This is a genomic window from Halolactibacillus miurensis (genome assembly GCF_900116255.1).
GTDB classification, from domain to species: Bacteria; Bacillota; Bacilli; order Bacillales; family Amphibacillaceae; genus Halolactibacillus; species Halolactibacillus miurensis.
In genome coordinates, this window is the sequence record NZ_FPAI01000007.1 from 37,174 (window position 1) to 57,613 (window position 20,440).

Consider the following 20,440-nt stretch of genomic DNA (forward strand, 5'->3'; position numbering starts at 1 on the left):
TAACGTAATCGTAAGAGTAAGGTTAAAGCTTGGTAGGATAAAGAATTGTTAAACATCGAGTTGAGAATTAGATTGAATTATGTGGAATATTATAGGGAAGACACTTAAAAAAGTGTTATATTGTAATGGTGAAGCTATCATTAGAAAAGGTGAATTAAATGAAAAAATATAAATGGTTTTTAGTTTTGTTTATTATCTTGTGCACGCCATTAGTCATTAATCTTTTTTTCATTAATGGTGATATAGAAACAGGAAAGTATTTAGGGAATAAAGAATGGCTTGCTTTTTGGGGGAGTTATATTGGAGGGGTTACAACACTTATTGCAGTGTTATTGACATTAAATCAAAATAGAGTCGTTATAGATCAAAATAGAGTAGTTATAGATCAAAACAAAGAAATGTTGAATTTCCAAGAAGAACAATATAGAATATCAATCATGCCAGTTCTTGATGTTAGAATATCTCTTAAAGAAAGTCTACATATGGAGAAACTTCACCCTCCAAATGGCTTTATTATCTTAAATCAAGAAAGCAATACGCAAGTTTCCAGCTTACCAAAGGAATATAGCGAAGTGATTGATTCAAACATGTTAGAGGAGTCAGATGATGGCATAACTATTAGTACTTATATGGTTAATTTAACTTTTATTCGACTTGTTATCACACAAAAAACACATTTAGTCGCAATGAATGTACAATTAAGCATGTATAAAGATGAAAAAGAGTTATCTATTACACCACATTTTGTTCTAGCTTCAGAAGAAAGTGTTAAACTCCCTTTATTAATCGATAAAAACTTTCCAAGCGGTGATTATAAATTCATTTTACGCTTTCAAGATACCCAAGGTAGAAGTTATCACCAATTTTTCAATATTAAAATAGAGGGTTACGATAAATATTCTTTAAAACCAATTAGTACCCCAAACCTAAATTAGCCGCTATTATTCCATAAAGGATCGCTTTTTTTGAAGCGATCCTTTATATTAATTTTTAAATGTTTCCGTCATTAAGTCTACGTTGCATTATTTCCACAACGAATGACGGACGACTTAACTTATTGTCTTTAACAGTACCTAAATAAGCTTGCAACGCACCAATCGTGACTGGACCAAGTAAACCATCTTGCTTTACTTTAAGTAGCTTTTGTAATGCCTTAATGACTAAGCTACCTTTTTTAGCAGTACCAAACTCGACAGTCGTACCATAAAGCGCCTCGGTGATCTCGTTGCGTGACTGGTCACTCAAGATGCCATCTTGCACAGTACCAAGTGCTTTTTGCAAAGCAGTAGTTGTCACGTTACCCCATTTGCCATCTACTGCTAAGCTAGACGTTTTCGCAGGGTATAGATCTTTTTCCAAGTATTGTTCCGGATCAACAGCATTAGACTTAGCCATATTCCAAAGCCCGCCTTTGTGGATCTCAAAGTGTAAGTGCTGCCCAGTCGAATTACCCGTATTCCCCATCTGTCCGATAACATCACCTTGTTTAACTCTTTGACCTTCTCTAAATCGTCTTGATTTCTCGCGCATATGAGCATAGACTGTTTCCCACGTGTCGCCATTAATAGTATGCTCAATCATAATCGTTTCGCCGTAGCTAGACGATCTATAGCTACGTCTAACAACACCATCCGCTGCAGCTAAAATAGGACGTGACCCACTTTTAGCAATATCAATCCCGTTATGTTTAGATTTAGCTTCGCCCGTGATAGGATTTCTACGCCATCCGAATGGACTTGTTACTCGTTTTGTGTTTGTTGGCCAGATAAATGTTTTTGTCATATTAAATCTCTCCCTTTTTAAAATTTAGTTTCGTGCAATGCTAGCGTTAGCCCACATAACCGACTGTTCAAGATTGGTGACCGCTAAAGACTTTTCACGGCTGTTCGGGCACTGCGAATCAATCAGGTAAGCCAATTCTTTTGCTTTTTCTCGGATAGCTGTGTATTTTTCTGGTTGCCCTTCTTTTGGAGCATGGTACATAAAATTATTTTCAATTTGTTTATACATTTTTTATCTCCCTTGTTTTAGTTAAATTAAAAAGATGCTGCACTAAGCAACATCTTTAGTCATACCGTCACGCTTATTCATAATTTCAAACAATCCTGTACCTGCAAGACCAGCAAAACCACCGGCCCACAATCGCAATACTAATTCAAATTCTGTAAACGGATAAGCGATAGCGCCGACAATTAAACCGACAACAACACTAATCAGCGGTAAATAGTTTTTCGGTAAATTAATCGTTTTCTTCACTAATTCCACTACTGCTGTGACAATTGGCAATAATACTGTTGCAAATAATAATACTTGTTCCATCATATTTACTCTCCCTCACTTTTGATTTTGTCTATTCTTTTGTGCGCTTGTTTATTTGACTCTTCTACGCGAGTGACACGTTCACTTAATGCGCCTAATTGACGCTCGCTTGCTCGTAGATCAATGCGTATATTTTCGACACCTAAACTAATACTGTCGAGCTTAGTTTCTATTACAGCTTCTCTAGTCGCATCGTTTTTTATTGTTGTTTGATATTCAGTCGCTTGCTTTTGTTTGTTTAGTTGATAACCTAAAACAGCTATCATTACCGATGTAATTGATATAATCACACCTAACTCAATTGTCATGCTATGCCTCCAATCCATAATAAAAAGAGCCGCCAATAGGCAGACTCTTTACTTAATTTATATCGATTTCTTCCGTATCTAATTCAATTAGATTTTCATCAACGTCTAATGCTTTTGCTATTCTTTTAGTTAAGAAACGGCCTGGTATCACGAGTGATTGTTCAATTTTTTTAAATCGCTCTCTAACTTCTTTTTCCTTCTCTTTATCTTTTAAATCGATATCTAAATGAGAAATCCTGAAATAATCATCTTCGTATGAGTGATCAATTATTATTCTAATCATCTTTTTGTCTTTTTTAGAGAGGATAGAATTTTTCTCTTTTCTTCTTCATTTAAATGACTATATTCTTTTAACCACTCTACGAATAATCTAACAACGCCTTTTGATGATAAACTGATTTTATCCTCGTCATCAGGTCCTTTTCCAATGTCCAACTTCCCGTTAGATGAAACATCAAACCATAGTGATACAGCCTTATTATATTGACTTAAATCTTCAATCTTGAAATTAGCCACATTTAACACTCCCTTTTCTCGTAATAATTAACTAATTCGACAAGAGAGTGTTGAATCCCTGCAAATACTTGTAAATCTTCAAACAATTACGTCATTCGTAATCTGGATATTCATTATTCGTCACCTCCCTCAAACTGCTCACAAATATAATCATAGACAACAGCTTCTTGACCACTAAAATTTTTATCGCACTCATCAAGTACTCTTTTAATTGTTTTCAACATCTCTTGATGATCACCACCATCAATCACGAATGATTCATTTAAAAGTTCTTCGTAATCATCATGAAACGCCTGCTGATCAACGATAACGTACTTCTCGTTTTCAACTGCAGGTTTCCCATCACTATCTTTTTCTGCGTGCTCTTCAGCTAGTGCCTTTCGCTGTTCTTCAACGTCTTGTGATCGTTCAGTTAGAAGTTTAATGAATCTCGTGCGGTGTCGAGACTCTTTCCCCTTTAAAGCCAAATCAAAAAGCAGGCTAGTCACCTGCCCTAAATATGCATGTTTAATTGATACGTTCATCTTTTTTCCTCCTATACGACCATTTCTAGGTCAGATATTCTTTGTTCTAATTGATCTATTTTACTCTTTTGAACTCTCGCTATTTTCCACAAAACTGATACCATCGAATATGGATCAACGCCGTCCTCGTCTCGAATTTCTTGCGGAACCATCTCTGATAAGACACCAATTTTCGGTTTATCATATATACCAGCTTCTAAATTCGCTTTTAAGTGGTACTGGAACACGTCAGTATTATCAAGTATCCGATTAGCTTCGTATTCGTCAAAAGGAATAATATTATCTTTATACAGTAAAGATGAGCTTGTAGGGAATGACGCTGCTCTTACAGGTTTATAAGTTGATGTAGAACCCTTCTGAGTGACTCTAACCTCGCCATCACTTGCCGGTCTAACGTATAAATTTGCACCAACATCGTTATGGTCAACAACGTTCGTTTCCGGATAGGCTGTACCGTCCCAACGCACAGTCCCAGATATTGTTCCTCCTGTTTTTTCAAGGAAATCATAATAGTGATGCCCATCTAATAAATCCGCATCAAGACCCGAACCAGCACCATCATTTCTATCATGCCAGATTTTACATTTTTCTCTCCACGTGCTTCCTGTCCCAGACTGAAAATAAAAATTATCGTTTGCGCTAGTGGAAGCCGGGCCACTTATACGCCAAGCAGCATATGAACCAGACCAGCCTTTCACTAATATCCCTGATCGCCATGACTCCCCATCATCAAAATAACTGAATATGGTTTTTATTGAATTGGCAGCTAAATCACTCGGGGTTGGATAATAAGAGCTTGAGCCTGTAGAACCCGACATTGAACGACCGTCTTCAATGTGGATACTTCCATCAGAATTAATAGATTTTGTATCGTTAAAATATAGCGCAGTATTAACGTTCACTAATCCTGCTGTCAGTCTTAACTCGCTATCAGCTCTTATTTCGAATAACGATGCACCAGAAGGATTCACACCAGTTGTAATATCTCCTCTAAAAAAACCATCACTTGACCTAAACAACATACGAGCGTCTTGTAGTTCAAAATCTAACTTATACGATAAAAATCTATCGCCAGACAAATCAACAAAAGCGTCCGGCACTTCTGTGGACGTGTCATATCTTCCTACATATAAAGACGACGCATTAACGATTAGTTGACGGTCTTGTGTCGGTGATATTGAGGCGAAAGAAGACCCTCTAATATAGACCCCTTCAATGTCTATCGCGCTTAACGTGCCAGTCATAATTTTATCTGCGCTTAAACTGGATATTTTCGCATCGTCTATTGACGCATTAGCTATCTTTGCATTGGTGATTGCTGCATCGGCTATTTTTGCATTTGTAATTGATGCATCAGCAATCTTTGCGCTATCAACAGCCAAATCAGCTATCTTTAAGTTTGTAATCGCAGCGTCTTTGACTTGTAAGGTATCAACTGCCGCCGTACCGATTTTAGCGTTAGTTATCGCACCGTTTTCAATCGCTATATTCCCGACAGCCGCATTAGCTATTTTTTCAGCTGTGACAGCACTGTCCGTTAACTTACTTGCATCAACAGCCAAATCAGCGAGTATATCAGCGTTAACACTGCCAAACAGCATGTCATCTGTGATAATTTTTACTGTCGTCGCGCTCACGATCGTTGTAAAATCGCTTGGACGACCGTGATGATTAACAGCCCTTAATGTGTAGTACCACGTTTCACTCGTCTCAACAACGTGACTATACCCACTTGAGTCACCTTCAAAAATAAGGTTTTGAGGTTGTGTTATATAATCGATTGACTTAGCTGCATAAAGCTCGTATTTTTTTACGTTGATAGAGTTTGAATAATCCCATGCAATTTGAATTGTTTTAAATCCTGCAGTGACAGAAAAGCCAGTCGGGATTGCGGGCTTGACGTTAGGATAACTGTCTTCCGTGACATTTTTCCATCTGTCTCGATTAGACTCGATTGTATTAACAATCTCGTTGATCTTATTGTCTGTCGATATTTTTTGGTCTGTAAACACTCGGTATTCAGCACCAACAACAATTGTATTGTTGGCCGGATTCTCCATGTCAATCGACAGTTTTTTAATCAAGTAATAATCATCGATATCGTGTATTGCGCTTTTAACTTCGACATATTCAAAGTAGTTAAGTTCGTCAAAATTAACGTCCGCCATCGATTTGTCAATCGCTTTTAATTCGACTGTGACAGGCGTTTTAATAGCTTCAGATAGATAAGCTTCAGCTTTTGTTTTTAAATTGCTTGGTAGAGTCACGTCGCTAAATTCAACTGTTTCATAAACCCAACCATAAGCGTCAACAGCCTCTTGATTGTAGATGTAATCAACACCATCATTCACTGACGTTATGTCGACGTACGACTCGTTGCCTTCTTCATCTTCAATTCTGGCGCCTTTCGGTATAACAGCTGTTACAATCGCGCTGCCTTTTCTCGACCTTGTTAAATCCAATAGATTTTCTCTAAACTCTATTTTTTGATTACTGTAAAAAGTAGAGTCTTGTAAAAAGTCGACGTAATTGACGTTATTTTCGCGTCTAAAGTGTAAATAGCCGTTAAATGATTTAATCACTTTATTTGTGATAACATCCCATGTTTTTGTGTGAGTTGCATCTGATCTAACGATGTAGTCGTTATCATCTTGTATCGTTATGTTACCGATGTATAATTTTTTATAGTCATCAACTTGATCGTTGTGTTGCGATATAATCATGTTGATATACTCTGATACACTACCAGTAAATTCATACGGCCTTATGACAGAGTCATTTAAATACCCTAGCGCGCCTTCACACGCGACTTTTTTATCGTTGTAAAATCCGATGTCGTCATCCAAAACACGCCCATAAAAAAGAAGCGTATCATCTTGATACAATTCAATGATTGATTTGAGCTTATAAACACTCTCGTATAGTGGATGAGTTGGATAAATTGTAAAATCAAATCCACCCGTTTTATTAACTTCAAGCGTTAGTTTTTTATCGGTGATTTTAAGTTCATCGACACGTGGATCAAACAGCAGTTGACCATCACAATAAACTGTGTACATTAAATCGCCCCCTCTCTATATTCAACAGAGAGTTTTGTTCCTTCAGCACCACTGAATGTAATGTTGTTATCACCTTCAGTGAATACAATGTTAGTGATCCGGTGCGTACCTGCGTCTAGCGTGTAGCTATTACCGTTAAACGTAATTGTGATTTCACCGTCAGTCGTGATCGTCGGGATCACACGCTTACGTGAGTTTTTGCATACGATTGACTTTGTTCCGGCGCTATCTATCGTTACGTTATAGATTGTCGGTATTTTTTTGATCATATACGTGTCGCAAGTCGCGGCAACGGTCAATCTTAGTACAACTCCATCTCTTTCGAACGTTGTTTGGCACCGTCCATCTAAATAATATTCTTTTAGATTGTCGGTCTCTATAACTCTTCTTTTGCCATGCAAATGAGCTCTCACCTTTCTCTTTAAAGGCTCCCACTCTTTTTCATTTCCTATAAAAGCAAAAGAAGCTTCGAATTTTCGGTCTTTATAAGCGATGTCGCCCGTCAGAGATTCGGTTAAATCAATACTTCCGTCTCTGAATGGTATGTCGATGTAAAGTTCCTTAGGTTCCGGTTCCTCTACATTGACTGATGTACAAAAAAGACCCCAATCCGAATAAGACGCTACGCCATCAAAAATAACTTGGTTCACGGACGTCCACGCCCTCTCATTTCAGTTTCGTCGCTCAACTGACGATCTATTTCTTTTCTTAACGCTCCCACAAGAGCGCCTGTCTGCATCACAATTTGATAATCTTGATTTCTTAACAAACTAGCAATATCTTCAAGTATGTTAATCATATTTTGCATGCTCATGTTTCTTGCGATTCCATCACCAATTCCCGCTAGTGTAGATTTGTTTAAAGGTAATACTGCCTCAGGACCTGCTTCACCAACACCCTGTAATCCTCTCGCTGTGTTAAAAATCGTTGGTTTATCGAAGATACCACCTTTAGCATTCCAATTAACTTTAAGTTTTGGCACACCGTCTTTTAACCAAGTGATGGGATTCATACTTCCGCTGATGCTGAATTTCGGCATTTTAAGTTTTGGCCACTTGAAATTGAAGTTGAAGAACCCTTTAATTTTATCAATAGCGGCCTTGACTTTATCTCTCGCCCATTCAATTTTTTCTTTAATACCGTTTTTAATACCGTCAAAGAATCCTAGAACATTATCTTTTGCTGTTCTAATGCCATCAAATAACCCTTTGATTTTTTCAATCGCATTACTCACTTTGTCTCTAGCGTATTCAATTTTGTTTTGAATACCAGTCGCAATCTGACTAAACCAACCAATCACATTTTGAATGAGTGGTAAGATGTATTCGCTGAATTTATCTCGCATCCAACCAATAATTTCTGCAACCATTTCAATGTAAGGTTTTATGAGCGTATCATAAGCCCATTTGATTGTATCAGCCATTGTTTTAAACGTTGCTTCAATAACTGGCATGTGCTTTTTAAATTCACCGACAAGAACATTAATAATATCCACGATGAACATGATTGTAGGCTGTAAAATCGAATCCCAAAGTTGTTTGATATATTCAAACGCTACGCTTACAACAGTCATTATGTGTGGCCACGCGGTTTTAAATAATTCCCACGCTATATTTAGTACACCTATAATAGCTTCGAAAACCGGTCTTAGTGTCGATTCCCATATTTGTTTTATGCTAGAAAAAACATTGCCGATTGTCTCTCTGATCATCGGCATATTGACTTGTATCCAGTCGTATAAAGCGAGAAATACAGGAAGTAGGTATGCTTTAAATACATTAACTGCTGTCGTTACGACAAAGCTAATCGCATTAAATACTTTACCCATGACCGTTTGAATGGTCGGCATGTTTGCTATAACCCATTCAAGCGCTTTTTGAAACATTGGCATAACTTTAACGCCTATATTTGTTGTTACCGCGCCTAAACTACGCTTAACTTGGTCCATTGTGTCCGTAAATTTAACGCCCGCCGCAACAGAATCGCCATCAAGCACAATACCTAAGTCCTGCGCTTGTTTCTTCGCATCTTCTATTGATAGAGATCCGTCTTGTAAAGCAGGTAATAATTCACGACCTAACTTTGTACCAAAAAGCTCACTAGCTAGCGCCGCTTGCTCCTGTCCGTTCTCCATTTCAGATAATGATTGAATACTTTGCGCAAAAGCATCTTCTGTGGATAACGTACCGTTTCTCACATCGTCCATATTAACGCCGAGAGTTTCGAGCGCACCCGAATACTTTTCGTTTCCGTTCGCAGCTTCGCCCATGCGCTGATTCAAGCGTCCGACAGCTTTTTCTAAGTCAGCTTGAGATAGTCCGTTCTGACTTGCCCAGTAGTCCATTTCTTGATACGCTTCAGCGCTTACGCCCATACGTTTACTCGCCTTGTCAACATTATCAGCGACACCCGCCGCCTTATTAGACATACCTAATAAAGCACCGCCGGCAGCAGCTGCCGCGCCGACAACAGCCGTACCGATCAACGCGCCTTTTTTAGCAACGTCAGCAAACTTTTTCCCTGTTGATTTACCTTTATTATCGACTTTGTTTAACGTGTTAATTGCATCTTTATCATCTATCAGCACACTACCAAACAGCTTAAAAAGTTCCATTTAACCTACCTCCCTTCCTAAAATCTCGCTCATAATCTCATCTTTGCTACGTGTGTCGATATCAATTTTTGGCGGATGTAACTTTTCATAAAATTCTTCAAACGTTTCAAACGTATCTTCCGTATAAGATGGATATCTAACTAACCAAAGCGCGTATGTTTCTTCTTTTCGCTTTTCTTCCATCGCTTTTTTAAGTAGTTTTGATGCTCTAATCAGTGATAGAGACATCACATATTGCATATCGCTATACCTAGATAAAAAAATATCTTCGATATCTTCAGGTTTTAACGTTACTCCTGAGTAAAAAAATCAACGATATCTTCGTCATTAAATAGTTCTTGGAAAAACTCGATCAATTGTTTTAATGAATATTTCTTTACTTTTTGCATGTCATCGCCTGTTAAATCAGCGATAAATTTATACACTAACTTTTCAGCTTTGTGCACTTTCTTAACGAGTTTAAAACCTAACTCTGCTCCCATATTAACTTGCACATTACCTTCTTTTGATTTAGCTTTATCAAGCATGTTGTTCAAATCTAATTCAATGCCCATCGCGTCGATAATTTCTGATAGCTTAAATACATCTGATAGTTCTAACTTGCGCATATATACACGTCCTTTATTGTTTTTTAAACACAAAAAAGAGAGAGTATTAACTCTCTCTAAATTAAACTGCGTAATCTACTGACCAAGGCGGCGTTTCTCGACCGTCCTCTAAATAGGTTGCTGTAAATCCTAATGCAGGTACAACTTCATTCTTATCTTCAAGTGTCCACTCTAAGTTATCCATGTTAATTGCATTTTCAACTGTGATAGTGACCACTTTACCGTCTTTGGTTTTGCCTTCCCATTTGACGTCGTTGTAATCACCTTCCGCAATCTTTAACGATGATTTCATTTTTTTAATTGTTGGTGCAGGTTCAGTGATTGATTCGATTTCAATTCCTGGATAATATTTCGTCATATCGTCAGCATTAAACAATTCTAATCCATTCACTGTTAATTTTGCCACTTCTCTATCGATGACAATACGCCCCTTAACCGGACCGCGATCACCGTCAGCTTCAATCTCTCTAAATTCACGCTCAACCGAGAACGATGAGCCACCGCGAGTTAAACCAATTGGTACAGCGCCAACACTCACAACGCCATAACCAAGCAATATTTTATCAGCTGTTGCCATGTAATTACCTCCTACTTAAAATAAATTCGTGTGTTATATCTCAAAAATATAACTTGTTCACTGATTAATTCTGTACCATCAACAAACTGACGACCTTCCCTCATAAAATGAGCGTTAAAGCCGTCAGTGTTCATCACTAAATCATTTAATTCATTGTCTATGCTGTCCGCTAAATCTTCCATCACACGCACACTTTTGTTTGTATCCTCATAAATATCCACGTAGATATAAAAGTCATTGCTAGGCGTGCTGTCTGTAACTGATTCAATACGATAGACTACATACGGAAAGGTTGGTGAGCTAGGTGAACTGTTACGATATACACGCTCGTGTTTAGTTATTAAAAAGTCGTATATAGCATCTGCTATCATATTTGTATTCATTAGCTCACTCCTTCCTAATTTCATCTAACGCTTCGCCTATCATTCTTTGAATTAGTTCAGCATTTTTTGCAACGACTGGCTTCAATGGATCTTGCTCTTGTCCTGTCATCATCTTTCCGACGATACCAGGTATGGACATTTTAAAACCAATCTGTAAGTCTTTTTCTTTCTTTCTCGCCCAATAGCCTAAAGATTTATGAAGGATTTTCCGTCTTGTGTGGAATTGAGAGCGTAACGTTGTTGATCTAATCTCTCTCACTAACTGTTGACCTACCAAGTTCATGACTTTGTAAGGTTTTTCTTGTATGCGTTTAGTGATATGTTCTAAGTTTGATTCCATCGTTAGTTCTTTTCGTTTACGCGCCATTTACTTCACTTCCTACTTGAGACGAGCAGACCAATTCGCGCATATCGCCTTGTTTTGATGCTCTAACAATCGTGTATTGTTGACCGTTGTACCTAACAAAATTTTCATTGCTATATTCAAAATCATTAATTTCAAATGTTAATTCTGGCTTCAACCCACTTCTTGCAGCTTGATAAAACTCTGAACGATTATCATCTAGTTGATTGGCTAATCTTTTATGCCATTCGACAGATTGAATCACTTCGCCATGTTCAATCGTTTCAATCAGTTTTCCAATCTCGATTTCAATATCGAAGTTCATCTAATCACCACCATTCGAAATTAATAAATTGTGTAAGCGCCACTGCAAATGTCTAGGCATAGTCGGATTATCTTTGTTTGAGTAACGATACTCTGCATAATCGACTAAAAACATGAGGTGATACGAATTGTTTTCGTTCAAAGTTAAACCTTGAACTTCTGTTAATTCGCTTTTAATCCCACTAATAATTGCCGTTAAATAGGCATCACGAACATTTGTCATGATGCCTAGTTTAGCTTTTAATAAATCCAACTCTTGTGTTTCCATTTAAATCATCCTTTAAGCAGTCGTAGTGATTGTAACTACATTACTTGCCTCAGATTCTGTCTTGTGTTTATCGCTAATAGCCGTCACATAAAAATCATACTCAGTGCTAGCTGTTAATCCACTAGCTGTATGACTAGTTCCAGTGACAGTTGTCGATTTCGCTCCGTTTTTATAAATATTGTATCCGTCAGCTTGGCTAACAGCATCCCAACTTAATTCAGTTTTAGTCTTAGTTGTTGCGGATGCCGTTAGGTTGACGGGTGCATTAGGGCGTATTAGCTGTATCCGGTGCGAATGTCGCTGTTGTTGTTGGTGCGCTTCCATCGATGTTAATTGCTACGAAACCATCACCGAAGATAGGGCGACCATCATATCTAGCGGTACCTTTATAAACAGTATTATCTTCGATAAATTGTACGTGCTCAGATTGCGCGAATGAAGAACCGGCACGCTCCGCTAAGATGTAGTGAGAACCATAACCACCGACAATGTCGCCATCCGCCATAAACGGAAGAATAACTACATCACCGTTGATGATAGGCAATATATTATTAACACCAGATACAATAGCGCCCGCTGCGTTAAACTCAACTAACTTCGCTTGAATTTCAGTGTAAGTTGTTTCGTTCATCGCCCAGAACTTAGAACCGTTACCGTAATTAGCTTTTGCTTTACCAGTGAAACGAATTAAGTTAGCGTAAAACTCTTTTGCATCTGCTCCTGTAACTTGACCTACATGAGTAGTAGAAAGGTCAGTCCAGACTTTTTCGTTAGTACCCCAGTATGACGGTTCTACCGTTTCAGCAAGTCGAGTGACAATACCAACAGGCATTTTGGTACCTGTACCATATAAAATCGCTTTATCAACAGCAAGACCAATCGCTTGTCCTAAAGCATCCAAAATTTCGTTTGCAAGGTCGAAATCTGAATCTTCCAAAGTGGCATTACAAACAGGAATAAATCCACCAACTTTATAGCCGTCCATTTCCAGTTGATAGAATCGAAGATCTAATTCATTTAATGTCGCGCAAGCTTCCGTCCAAACAGCTTCTGGAATATCTCCTACAATATTAGTACGTGAAGTACCTGGAATAGCTCGTAAATTAACTTTGCTGATTAATTTAGAGTAACGATGTAAGTTATCGCGCAATAGTCCGAGAATAACATCCGGAATACCTAAATCAGCACCATTAACAGCACGTTTCTTCATTTGTGATTCTTTTAATACATTACCTTCACGAATATCAGTTAAAAACATTTTTACTTCTTCGCGTTGAACAAATTGCTCCGATGTGGAACGTTCTTGACCTTTAAAAAATCCTTTATTTACTTTCATACGAACAACTCCCTCTGTTTTTTTATCTCTTTCTTCATTTGTTTCGTCAACGTTTTTTGGTTCGTCATCTTCCATATCGTCTAACTTTGTTTCTAAATCTTTGATTTCATCCTGCAAGCGTTGCTTTTCTTTGTCATTTTCAGATTGCTCTTCTTCCAAAGTTTTAACTTCTTCTTCAACAGCTTCAACTTCTTCGTCTGTTTGAGCTTCTTCGATTGATGCTTCTAACTCTTCCGAACGCTTTTTAAAGTCTTTGTCGCGTTCTAGCACCTTTTCTAATTCACTATTACGTTGATCGATTTTTCTTTTAAGCATCAGTTGCTTTAAAGCCATTCTTAACACGCTCCTTTAATTTGTTTTTCTTAGTTTCGAGTTTCCGTTTTTGTATATCTTCATAATCTCTTTTTCTAGCTTGAACTCCTGTATCCGCATAAGCAGGAAACGTAACAACAGACACTTCGTGTAAATCAATTTCTTTTAACGTCCACTTGACTGTTCCGTCATCACGGAAATCCGTTTCTTCGCTGATGATATTAAAACCAAAAGAACACTGATCTACATCACCACGTTTTACACGCTGATAAAGATTGACAGCATCAGAATCATTTGCGTTGATTCTGATTGACCCCCACAAACCCCTACTGTCAGTTTTCAAATCTAAAGTACCCGATTTGTTTCTACCGAGAACAAGACCTGTGTCGTGATTGATAAGCGCTCTAATGTCATTACTTAATGTATCGTCAAAGGCGCCGGGAGAGATTTCTTCATAAGCACCTCTAAAAAGTTCTGTCTCTGAATTAAAAACAGCAAAGTAACCTTCAATGACCATCTCGTCATCTTCTGCTCTTGTTTTTAAATCGACAGAGATACTTCTCATTTGTCTTTTCTCTCTACTCATTAACATCACCACCTTTCAATTTGTTTTGTTCACCAATCTTATCTAACGGAATATAGTTTTCTAGAAGAACCAATTCATTTAATCCGTCTAATGGTGTGAGCCCTAATTTATTTCTCACTTCATTACCAGGAGATAAACCACGGACATAAAGATTAGAGAATACTTCCGACAGTTCTTTTAAATCATAGTCATACAGACTGTGTGGATTGAACTTAAAGTACATGTCAGAACTAAGTAAAAGTTTTCTTGTTAGTTCCTGTTCCATCCCTTTGGCGATTGGCAGTAAAGTAGAGTTGATAAAATTGTTATACTCTTCTTTTTTATAATCACCTACGCCCAAGAAGAAAGCAGGTACACCGAAAATACTAGCGACAGTCCTTTTATCAATTTCAACCGACTCGTGAATGGCTATATCTTTTAGCGATAAAGGTGTTACTTGTTGTACATCGATTAAGTCTGCAGGTATTATCCAAGGTTGTCCTGCTTCAGTAGAATTAAGATACTTTTTGTATACGCCGTTACGACCTTCCTCACTTGATAATTCAGCCGTATTTGCATCCACTTTGACGATTAATGACGGCATATATTTACCACTCATGAAACTTTTCTTTGTTTCGCTTGCTTGTTTAAGATTGTTAATAACGTCTTTTAGTACAACGCGATATCCTGTACCAATATAAGGTTTTTCTGGGTCAGGGTTAATCATAAAATGAAGTATTTCATCGTGATCATACGATTTGTTTTGATATACAACTTGATATGAGTTGTCTGCACTAACAAACCTAATTTTTGATGGATTTAATGGTATCAAGTCATCAATTAATCCATTTTTAGTTTTAGGATAAACAACGCTATTTCCTTTACCTTCAATCAACATCGTATAGACAATGTTGTAAATCCATGCTTTTCTCGTTGTTAGTGAGTAAGGATTGATGTCAATCTTTTTTGATAACTCGTTTTTCACTCTGACGTCTCCATCTTCCGAGTTTTCCATCAGATGAATCGTCATGCTTGAAATCAATTCAGCTATCTTTGATGCAGCCATCTTAACTTCTGGACTTTGCGACAATCTTGAATAGCCAGGAATCGCTAAACTTTCGTATGCGGTTTGAGTTTCTAGCCACCCTCTAGAATTTGATGGACTTCTTTGTCTTCCTAATAAAAAACCCAACTTTAAACACCTCCTTTATGAATCAATAGAGACACCCCCACTATTAAAATTCCTGTTACGATGAAACCGATAATAGTTGACCATATAAAAAAACCTACTGAGATAAAGGAAATCCCAATAAGCATTAACAAGTCGCTTGTATTCTCTTTTATAAATAAAAATACATATTTCGGTGTTGAAAAAGCCGATTTTAACATTTTTTTAATTATCTCTTTTAAAATATTAATCACCACCTAACCATTTACTTGCTGTCGTTCCTTTTTCTAAATCCTCTAACATTTGAACCGCACCAAAAACGGATGCATCAAATAAGTCAATTCTTTGCGTACCGCCATCACCATCAACTTTTTCATACTGGATCATGTCATCTGTTTTTTCGATAGCTCTCACGTTCTGAACACAATATTCAAACGCTTGATTACCTAAGTAATAAAATTCACCATTCTTAACCTTAACTTCTATTCTTCTGAATCCTTGTGATTTTTTGTGGAAATATTGCGGTTGATCAACAATGCGGAATCCACTTCTCTTCATGCCTAAAAAGAATTCTTGACCGAATTTTTTATCATAACCAATCAACTTAATCTTAAAACCTTTTCTTTTCATCGTTTTAAACCAGTTAATGATGTCATCATACGAAACTGTTGGTGTATTACTCATTGTCAACACGCCATCGTCTTTCCATCCGAATAAGGGAATGTTATCTTCTTCTGCTTTTTTGTACGCTGCTTTAATCGGGAAGAATGCGTGCGAAACAACAATGTCGATATCTTTACCTTTATATTTATAACGACCGTATAAAGCCGCTGCTGTTAAGTCGTGCAATTTAGATAAATCAGCACCGCCATACCATTGAATTGGTAATTTAGCTAACTCTTCTAGTGTCCAACTATATTTATTGTCACTCGCTCTAAACTCTTCGATGTTAAAGTAAGCGCGCATAGCACTTGTGTATATGTTCAAGGACTTAGCAAAGAAATCTTTTCGACCTTGCGGGTCATTTTGCGCTTGCTCGGCATCGTTCATAATATCTTCTGGACGAATAGTTACGCCATAGTTTGGATTAGCTTTTTCGTGTTGTTCTGCACTGGTGTAGTCTACTTCTCCATTTTCGTCTTCATCAGCTTTAGCTATAAAAACAAAGTACTCTTCTGCTGTTACCGTTTTGTCTAATATCTTTTGACAATACTTCAACCTGTTGTAGCAAAAGCTATTCATGTTGTCGCCGGCTGTCGTGATGCCAATCATTAACTTGTTTGTGTATGCTTTCATCGCTTCTTTGATGACGTTGTATTGTTTAGGTGTTCTGTATGCGTGCAATTCATCTGCTATACCTACGTTACAGTTAAGTGAGTCTTGCGCATCTGGATTAGCCGCTAAAGCTTTGATGTATACACTTCCGTCTCCAAGATCACCACTGATAGAATGCTCTTGGTTGTTATCACGAATACGGAAGTTGTCGCTCTCTCCCATTTCATCTAAGTTATACTTAATAAAGTTAAACGACTGCATAGATTGTTCAAGTGCTGCGCCTACGATGTATATGGTTGATCCAGACCTTCTTTGTAATAAAGCTAATCCCCAAGAAAGCGCAGCGATGAATCTCGTCTTACCATTTTTTCTTGGAAGGAATATAAACGCTTCTTTATATCGGCGTTTAATTGTGCCTTTTTCAAAAAAACCTAGAAGGTTATAAACAATGAATTTCTGCCATGACTCCAAAATAAAAGGCTCACCCATTAATGGTGAACCGTCTAGTCTTTCGCCTTTGTCATGAACAATTGTTCTTTCGATAATTCCTATAACAAAATCGGCATCTTTCGTTTTAAAATCATATTTAGGATTCTTTAAGTCATCTAAATAACGTTGACATGATTGCACTATTTCTTTTCCTGCTATTTTTCTTTTTTCAACAACTGATCGCGCATACTCTAACACTTCAGTCTCGTTCATGTTATTGACCAAACGCTTTCAAAGCTTCCGCTAGTTTTGATTTAGGTTTACTATCCGAAATGACATTTTGGATAGATTTTGGATTCAACGTTAGTCTGTCAGAGTATGTGATGATATCTTTTCTTAGATTTTCTATGATTAAAACCAAAGCAGGTTTTTTACCTGTTTCGTTCATATAGATATCGAGATGTTCTTTTTCTTTTTTATATTGATCCAAGGCATTGCGATATTGAACGAGAAGATCAGTGTAGATATCGATAATTTGTTCAAATTCAATTTTATACGTGTTCAGCGACTTCATGTCGCTAATTACTCGTTTTTTATACATCATCTTTAAATCTTGTTTATTTGTTAGAAACTCCACATTTTTTTGTGGCTCGCTCTTTTCTTTTTTAAATAAACTAGATGCTTTTTCTCTTAGTTCGTCACTCGCGTTCTTCTTGCTACGCTCGACTTCAGACAAATAATTTCGAGAAATATCTAGCATTTCAGCGAGTTGTTTTTGAGTAAGGTTTTTCTTTTTACGATATGATTTTAACTGCTCTCCAAAATTCAATACGCTCACCTCCTAGCGACATTCTGAAATTTTTAAAACTTGCTGGAGAGGGAAAAAGTTCCCCCCGCCGGTCCCTATGATACTGTTATTCCTATTAATAAGAGGGGGGGTTATTCATGTGCGTTCATAGAATCTATCAAACTCTTTCTTCCGTTTACTCTGCCAATAGATACCTCTATCAATGACTTCATTCGTATTTCTATCGTGGAATGTATTGTGTACACTGTTCGTTAAAGGTAGCAAGTTCCAATCTTCATAAGCTAGCTCAGGATAATATTCTAACGGATAGATGTGATGTATCATCTCTGCTTGTCTATTGTTACCGTACTGTCTACTCTCAGCGCATAGATAGTCATGCTGTTTAAGTATGTTCTCTCGTTTCCGTCTCCACCTTTTAGTCTTGTAAAAAGGATTCGTCTGTTTCGCTGTCATACATATCACCTCTCTATATCTACTCATGACAGCGCAGGAACTTAATCCTTTTTTATTGTGCGCTGTAATCAATAGACGATAAAAAAGACACCTCACTATGAGATGCCTCAGATAATACTATTTAGTTAATAAATATCGTGTGCTTAACTTTCCACTTCTCTAGATCGATGCGTACCCAGAAACCATAAATGCCTAATGTTATAAAAGTTAATAATAGCCACTTGATCCATCGGCCGAATAGACTAACAGCCGAGCCTGTAAACTTCAGTCGTCTACCCTCAATCACCGTGTGATTAATCTTCCATCCATACACTTTACATAAAGCCCACGGATACATAATGCCTATCGTTGCTACGGTGATGAGTCCGCCTAATAACGACCAACCTATCAACTGCAACAACCCTCCATCAAAATACGACTTTGTTTCTCCTGTCATACAATCACTCCTTAGTATAATTTGACATGGTTTTATTTTACCATAACAGAAAAGAAATAGAAGGGTGAAATTTAAGGACACCCGCACCGATTGCACGAATGTCCTAACTAAGGAGATGTATTCCACATTAACATAATATCACAGATTAGAAGGCCAAAAGTGACATTAAAGTGACATGTTACCTCCAACCTAGAACTTCAACTGTCGCTTGAACCATTTCATCACGCCATCTCAACGCTTGCCTCTTACTTACAGAACATTGATTCGCAACGTATTCCCAATCTTTATTATTGTCCTTACACCAGTATCTTTCATGTACTAACCGCTTCCGATCTTTAGGCAATGCGTTATACACTGTTTCAATTGCACTTGTAATCTCACGTAAGTAATTAAGTTGCTTATGTTTAGTCAGTCTGATTACTTTATCTGCTGTCGGGTCTGTTGTGTCTCTTACACTGTTCTTACCAGCTACAACTGTTGGATCGTTGTTACTATCATCGTACGGATAAAGTATCGCGTCTTCTAGCATCTTACTTTCTTGTAACGTCCGATAATAGTTAAACCACTCTGATTCAACTTTTTTAAATGTTGACTTGGTTGTCTTTAGTTCCTGCACATTATCTACCGCCTATCTGCTTGATCCGTCTTCTAAATCGATTCTAACTTTGTATTTCAATGCGTTAATTTCTTCTCGTGTTGTAATAAAAGCTGTATTCCAGCGCTTATAATTGTTGTATGCATCCGCTTCTCGTTGTCTTATATCGATAATAGCAAGCTCTGCATGTACTGCTTTGCTTTGTTTAGCTTTTAAGTACTCTGTGTTGTAAATACGCTTACGCTCAACGTATATGTTCCTATGAATCTCCGAGAATATCGCAGCCAATCGACCGATGAATACAAGCTGTTTTGATAACAAGTATATCTTGTCTACTTTATCTTCTTCCGATAGCTTCATGATCTGTTTATGATAGTTCTTCACTTCTTCTAGGTTCTCATCTATCCGCTTCTGGTTAGTCATATAATCACTCACTGACTGTTTTAATAACCATTATATTGTCTCTCGTGATTGGTTTTATTTTTGTCGTAGTAGGCTTGTTCTATCTGTTCGTCTGTAAAACCTAGCAATCTTCCTAAATTTAAAAAACCATTAAACAACATTTCATACGAACCTAACACACCCATAGACATGCAATTTTTAACCGATTCCACATGATTAAATAGTTGGTTAAATTGGTGCAAGATCGTATAATCCAATCCAGTCGGTTTAAGTGCTGTATAGACAGAAAAATGATATTCATTTCCGATAGATAACAAAAAATGCAGACAATCGACGTATTCTTCTAACAATGGATTTTCATAAAGATTAATAAAATCACCATTTTCAACCCCTGTATAGCAAACCCAGCTACCTTTCGTTCTCGGTTTTTGGTCTTCACTCCAAAACTTAAATCCTCGCCACTCATTTGCAAGTTCTCCTAATTCTGTCCTCAACGCTAAATACTTTTCTGCAAGAAGATCTTTACCTTGTAATCCTTTTTCTGCGACTATGCGTTCATCTAGTTTTCGCTGCGTTTCAAACAACTGTTTTAAATCCATGTTCACGTTCTCCTTTTAATTAAAATTGTAATATAAAGAAATACTTAATACGATCGCTACAATATCATCGACTAATCTCGGTTGTGTTTGACCATATATGATTTTCTCTAATAGCATCCATGCAATTGTTACGATTATATAAAGTATTAATATTTTAAATATCATCAAAATCAAATTCCTCTCGATTGCACTTTAATTAGTTCTTTTTGCAATTGTTCA

Annotated in this window: 29 protein-coding genes; 1 reads left to right on the forward strand and 28 read right to left on the reverse strand. The window is 37.3% G+C overall.

Annotated features, from left to right (window positions below; genetic code table 11):
- The first annotated feature begins 158 nt into the window (after positions 1-158).
- Positions 159-935 carry a hypothetical protein gene (locus tag BM390_RS06150; RefSeq protein WP_089853388.1) on the forward strand — a complete coding sequence of 259 codons (777 nt, stop codon included), beginning with the start codon at positions 159-161 and terminating at the stop codon, positions 933-935.
- A 55-nt stretch (positions 936-990) separates the two neighbouring features.
- Here the strand turns inward: BM390_RS06150 and BM390_RS06155 are convergent, their stop codons facing one another.
- The 28 genes from BM390_RS06155 to BM390_RS06295 form a co-directional block, all read right to left on the reverse strand.
- Positions 991-1,782 carry a M23 family metallopeptidase gene (locus tag BM390_RS06155; protein WP_089853391.1) on the reverse strand — a complete coding sequence of 264 codons (792 nt, stop codon included), beginning with the start codon at positions 1,780-1,782 and terminating at the stop codon, positions 991-993.
- A 24-nt stretch (positions 1,783-1,806) separates the two neighbouring features.
- Positions 1,807-2,010 (reverse strand): Acb2/Tad1 domain-containing protein, encoded by a 204-nt coding sequence (locus BM390_RS06160; protein ID WP_089831898.1) that lies wholly within the window; start codon positions 2,008-2,010, stop codon positions 1,807-1,809.
- Positions 2,011-2,052: 42 nt separating this feature from the next.
- Complete coding sequence (locus BM390_RS06165) at positions 2,053-2,319, reverse strand: holin (protein ID WP_089853610.1); 267 nt, start codon at positions 2,317-2,319, stop codon at positions 2,053-2,055.
- Between the two features lie 5 nt (positions 2,320-2,324).
- Positions 2,325-2,627: a hypothetical protein gene (locus BM390_RS06170; RefSeq protein WP_089853395.1), complete on the reverse strand. Its 303-nt coding sequence runs from the start codon at positions 2,625-2,627 to the stop codon at positions 2,325-2,327.
- Positions 2,628-2,679: 52 nt separating this feature from the next.
- The gene (locus BM390_RS06175; protein ID WP_089853397.1) at positions 2,680-2,910 is read right to left on the reverse strand and encodes a hypothetical protein; all 231 of its coding nucleotides are present in this window, start codon (positions 2,908-2,910) and stop codon (positions 2,680-2,682) included.
- Positions 2,907-3,143 carry a hypothetical protein gene (locus tag BM390_RS06180; RefSeq protein ID WP_089853400.1) on the reverse strand — a complete coding sequence of 79 codons (237 nt, stop codon included), beginning with the start codon at positions 3,141-3,143 and terminating at the stop codon, positions 2,907-2,909. The genes BM390_RS06175 and BM390_RS06180 overlap by 4 nt, the downstream gene beginning before the upstream one ends.
- A 113-nt stretch (positions 3,144-3,256) precedes the next feature.
- Positions 3,257-3,667, reverse strand: coding sequence for a DUF1617 family protein (locus BM390_RS06185; RefSeq protein WP_089853404.1), 411 nt, complete (start codon positions 3,665-3,667; stop codon positions 3,257-3,259).
- Positions 3,668-3,678: 11 nt separating this feature from the next.
- On the reverse strand, positions 3,679-6,726 hold the full coding sequence (locus BM390_RS06190; RefSeq protein WP_089853406.1) for a phage tail protein: 3,048 nt from the start codon (positions 6,724-6,726) through the stop codon (positions 3,679-3,681).
- Positions 6,726-7,376 (reverse strand): hypothetical protein, encoded by a 651-nt coding sequence (locus tag BM390_RS15395; protein WP_089830422.1) that lies wholly within the window; start codon positions 7,374-7,376, stop codon positions 6,726-6,728. Before BM390_RS15395 ends, BM390_RS06190 begins: the two co-directional genes overlap by 1 nt.
- Positions 7,373-9,340, reverse strand: coding sequence for a hypothetical protein (locus BM390_RS06200; protein WP_089853409.1), 1,968 nt, complete (start codon positions 9,338-9,340; stop codon positions 7,373-7,375). The genes BM390_RS15395 and BM390_RS06200 overlap by 4 nt, the downstream gene beginning before the upstream one ends.
- Positions 9,341-9,580 carry a hypothetical protein gene (locus BM390_RS06205; RefSeq protein WP_089853412.1) on the reverse strand — a complete coding sequence of 80 codons (240 nt, stop codon included), beginning with the start codon at positions 9,578-9,580 and terminating at the stop codon, positions 9,341-9,343.
- A 50-nt stretch (positions 9,581-9,630) separates the two neighbouring features.
- Complete coding sequence (locus BM390_RS06210) at positions 9,631-9,948, reverse strand: hypothetical protein (RefSeq protein ID WP_089853414.1); 318 nt, start codon at positions 9,946-9,948, stop codon at positions 9,631-9,633.
- 61 nt (positions 9,949-10,009) lie between these two features.
- Entirely contained in the window at positions 10,010-10,525 is a 516-nt protein-coding gene (locus BM390_RS06215) for a hypothetical protein (protein ID WP_089853418.1), read from the reverse strand.
- 11 nt (positions 10,526-10,536) lie between these two features.
- Positions 10,537-10,908 (reverse strand): hypothetical protein, encoded by a 372-nt coding sequence (locus BM390_RS06220; protein ID WP_089853421.1) that lies wholly within the window; start codon positions 10,906-10,908, stop codon positions 10,537-10,539.
- 4 nt (positions 10,909-10,912) lie between these two features.
- Complete coding sequence (locus BM390_RS06225; protein WP_089853424.1) at positions 10,913-11,275, reverse strand: hypothetical protein; 363 nt, start codon at positions 11,273-11,275, stop codon at positions 10,913-10,915.
- Positions 11,265-11,576 carry a phage head closure protein gene (locus BM390_RS06230; protein ID WP_089853427.1) on the reverse strand — a complete coding sequence of 104 codons (312 nt, stop codon included), beginning with the start codon at positions 11,574-11,576 and terminating at the stop codon, positions 11,265-11,267. Before BM390_RS06230 ends, BM390_RS06225 begins: the two co-directional genes overlap by 11 nt.
- Complete coding sequence (locus BM390_RS06235) at positions 11,577-11,843, reverse strand: hypothetical protein (protein ID WP_089853430.1); 267 nt, start codon at positions 11,841-11,843, stop codon at positions 11,577-11,579. It lies immediately after the preceding gene.
- Between the two features lie 12 nt (positions 11,844-11,855).
- The gene (locus tag BM390_RS15840) at positions 11,856-12,167 is read right to left on the reverse strand and encodes a fibronectin type III domain-containing protein (protein WP_089853432.1); all 312 of its coding nucleotides are present in this window, start codon (positions 12,165-12,167) and stop codon (positions 11,856-11,858) included.
- Positions 12,109-13,512 carry a phage major capsid protein gene (locus BM390_RS06245; protein ID WP_089853437.1) on the reverse strand — a complete coding sequence of 468 codons (1,404 nt, stop codon included), beginning with the start codon at positions 13,510-13,512 and terminating at the stop codon, positions 12,109-12,111. The genes BM390_RS15840 and BM390_RS06245 overlap by 59 nt, the downstream gene beginning before the upstream one ends.
- Complete coding sequence (locus BM390_RS06250) at positions 13,487-14,077, reverse strand: HK97 family phage prohead protease (protein WP_089853440.1); 591 nt, start codon at positions 14,075-14,077, stop codon at positions 13,487-13,489. The genes BM390_RS06245 and BM390_RS06250 overlap by 26 nt, the downstream gene beginning before the upstream one ends.
- Complete coding sequence (locus BM390_RS06255) at positions 14,070-15,248, reverse strand: phage portal protein (RefSeq protein ID WP_089853443.1); 1,179 nt, start codon at positions 15,246-15,248, stop codon at positions 14,070-14,072. The genes BM390_RS06250 and BM390_RS06255 overlap by 8 nt, the downstream gene beginning before the upstream one ends.
- Before the next feature lie 222 nt (positions 15,249-15,470).
- Positions 15,471-17,201 (reverse strand): terminase large subunit, encoded by a 1,731-nt coding sequence (locus tag BM390_RS06265; protein ID WP_089853449.1) that lies wholly within the window; start codon positions 17,199-17,201, stop codon positions 15,471-15,473.
- Between the two features lies 1 nt (position 17,202).
- The gene (locus BM390_RS15630; RefSeq protein ID WP_218161150.1) at positions 17,203-17,757 is read right to left on the reverse strand and encodes a helix-turn-helix domain-containing protein; all 555 of its coding nucleotides are present in this window, start codon (positions 17,755-17,757) and stop codon (positions 17,203-17,205) included.
- A gap of 114 nt (positions 17,758-17,871) precedes the next feature.
- Positions 17,872-18,189, reverse strand: a complete 318-nt coding sequence (locus BM390_RS06275) for an endonuclease (RefSeq protein WP_089853454.1) — start codon at positions 18,187-18,189, stop codon at positions 17,872-17,874.
- 121 nt (positions 18,190-18,310) lie between these two features.
- Positions 18,311-18,625, reverse strand: a complete 315-nt coding sequence (locus BM390_RS06280) for a DUF898 family protein (RefSeq protein ID WP_089853457.1) — start codon at positions 18,623-18,625, stop codon at positions 18,311-18,313.
- A gap of 178 nt (positions 18,626-18,803) precedes the next feature.
- Complete coding sequence (locus tag BM390_RS06285) at positions 18,804-19,241, reverse strand: DUF722 domain-containing protein (RefSeq protein ID WP_089853460.1); 438 nt, start codon at positions 19,239-19,241, stop codon at positions 18,804-18,806.
- Positions 19,242-19,253: 12 nt separating this feature from the next.
- Positions 19,254-19,643 (reverse strand): hypothetical protein, encoded by a 390-nt coding sequence (locus BM390_RS06290; RefSeq protein WP_089853462.1) that lies wholly within the window; start codon positions 19,641-19,643, stop codon positions 19,254-19,256.
- Between the two features lie 20 nt (positions 19,644-19,663).
- Positions 19,664-20,221 (reverse strand): dUTP diphosphatase, encoded by a 558-nt coding sequence (locus tag BM390_RS06295; RefSeq protein WP_089853464.1) that lies wholly within the window; start codon positions 20,219-20,221, stop codon positions 19,664-19,666.
- Positions 20,222-20,440: the final 219 nt, after the last annotated feature.

Coding starts and splice junctions, on each gene's coding strand:
- BM390_RS06150 (WP_089853388.1), top strand. CDS start 159: ATGAAAAAATATAAATGGTTTTTAGTTTTGTTTATTATCTTGTGCACG.
- BM390_RS06155 (WP_089853391.1), bottom strand. CDS start 1,782: ATGACAAAAACATTTATCTGGCCAACAAACACAAAACGAGTAACAAGT.
- BM390_RS06160 (WP_089831898.1), bottom strand. CDS start 2,010: ATGTATAAACAAATTGAAAATAATTTTATGTACCATGCTCCAAAAGAA.
- BM390_RS06165 (WP_089853610.1), bottom strand. CDS start 2,319: ATGGAACAAGTATTATTATTTGCAACAGTATTATTGCCAATTGTCACA.
- BM390_RS06170 (WP_089853395.1), bottom strand. CDS start 2,627: ATGACAATTGAGTTAGGTGTGATTATATCAATTACATCGGTAATGATA.
- BM390_RS06175 (WP_089853397.1), bottom strand. CDS start 2,910: ATGATTAGAATAATAATTGATCACTCATACGAAGATGATTATTTCAGG.
- BM390_RS06185 (WP_089853404.1), bottom strand. CDS start 3,667: ATGAACGTATCAATTAAACATGCATATTTAGGGCAGGTGACTAGCCTG.
- BM390_RS06190 (WP_089853406.1), bottom strand. CDS start 6,726: ATGTACACAGTTTATTGTGATGGTCAACTGCTGTTTGATCCACGTGTC.
- BM390_RS06200 (WP_089853409.1), bottom strand. CDS start 9,340: ATGGAACTTTTTAAGCTGTTTGGTAGTGTGCTGATAGATGATAAAGAT.
- BM390_RS06205 (WP_089853412.1), bottom strand. CDS start 9,580: ATGCAATATGTGATGTCTCTATCACTGATTAGAGCATCAAAACTACTT.
- BM390_RS06210 (WP_089853414.1), bottom strand. CDS start 9,948: ATGCGCAAGTTAGAACTATCAGATGTATTTAAGCTATCAGAAATTATC.
- BM390_RS06215 (WP_089853418.1), bottom strand. CDS start 10,525: ATGGCAACAGCTGATAAAATATTGCTTGGTTATGGCGTTGTGAGTGTT.
- BM390_RS06220 (WP_089853421.1), bottom strand. CDS start 10,908: ATGAATACAAATATGATAGCAGATGCTATATACGACTTTTTAATAACT.
- BM390_RS06225 (WP_089853424.1), bottom strand. CDS start 11,275: ATGGCGCGTAAACGAAAAGAACTAACGATGGAATCAAACTTAGAACAT.
- BM390_RS06230 (WP_089853427.1), bottom strand. CDS start 11,576: ATGAACTTCGATATTGAAATCGAGATTGGAAAACTGATTGAAACGATT.
- BM390_RS06235 (WP_089853430.1), bottom strand. CDS start 11,843: ATGGAAACACAAGAGTTGGATTTATTAAAAGCTAAACTAGGCATCATG.
- BM390_RS15840 (WP_089853432.1), bottom strand. CDS start 12,167: ATGGAAGCGCACCAACAACAACAGCGACATTCGCACCGGATACAGCTA.
- BM390_RS06245 (WP_089853437.1), bottom strand. CDS start 13,512: ATGGCTTTAAAGCAACTGATGCTTAAAAGAAAAATCGATCAACGTAAT.
- BM390_RS06250 (WP_089853440.1), bottom strand. CDS start 14,077: ATGAGTAGAGAGAAAAGACAAATGAGAAGTATCTCTGTCGATTTAAAA.
- BM390_RS06265 (WP_089853449.1), bottom strand. CDS start 17,201: ATGAACGAGACTGAAGTGTTAGAGTATGCGCGATCAGTTGTTGAAAAA.
- BM390_RS06275 (WP_089853454.1), bottom strand. CDS start 18,189: ATGACAGCGAAACAGACGAATCCTTTTTACAAGACTAAAAGGTGGAGA.
- BM390_RS06280 (WP_089853457.1), bottom strand. CDS start 18,625: ATGACAGGAGAAACAAAGTCGTATTTTGATGGAGGGTTGTTGCAGTTG.
- BM390_RS06290 (WP_089853462.1), bottom strand. CDS start 19,643: ATGACTAACCAGAAGCGGATAGATGAGAACCTAGAAGAAGTGAAGAAC.
- BM390_RS06295 (WP_089853464.1), bottom strand. CDS start 20,221: ATGGATTTAAAACAGTTGTTTGAAACGCAGCGAAAACTAGATGAACGC.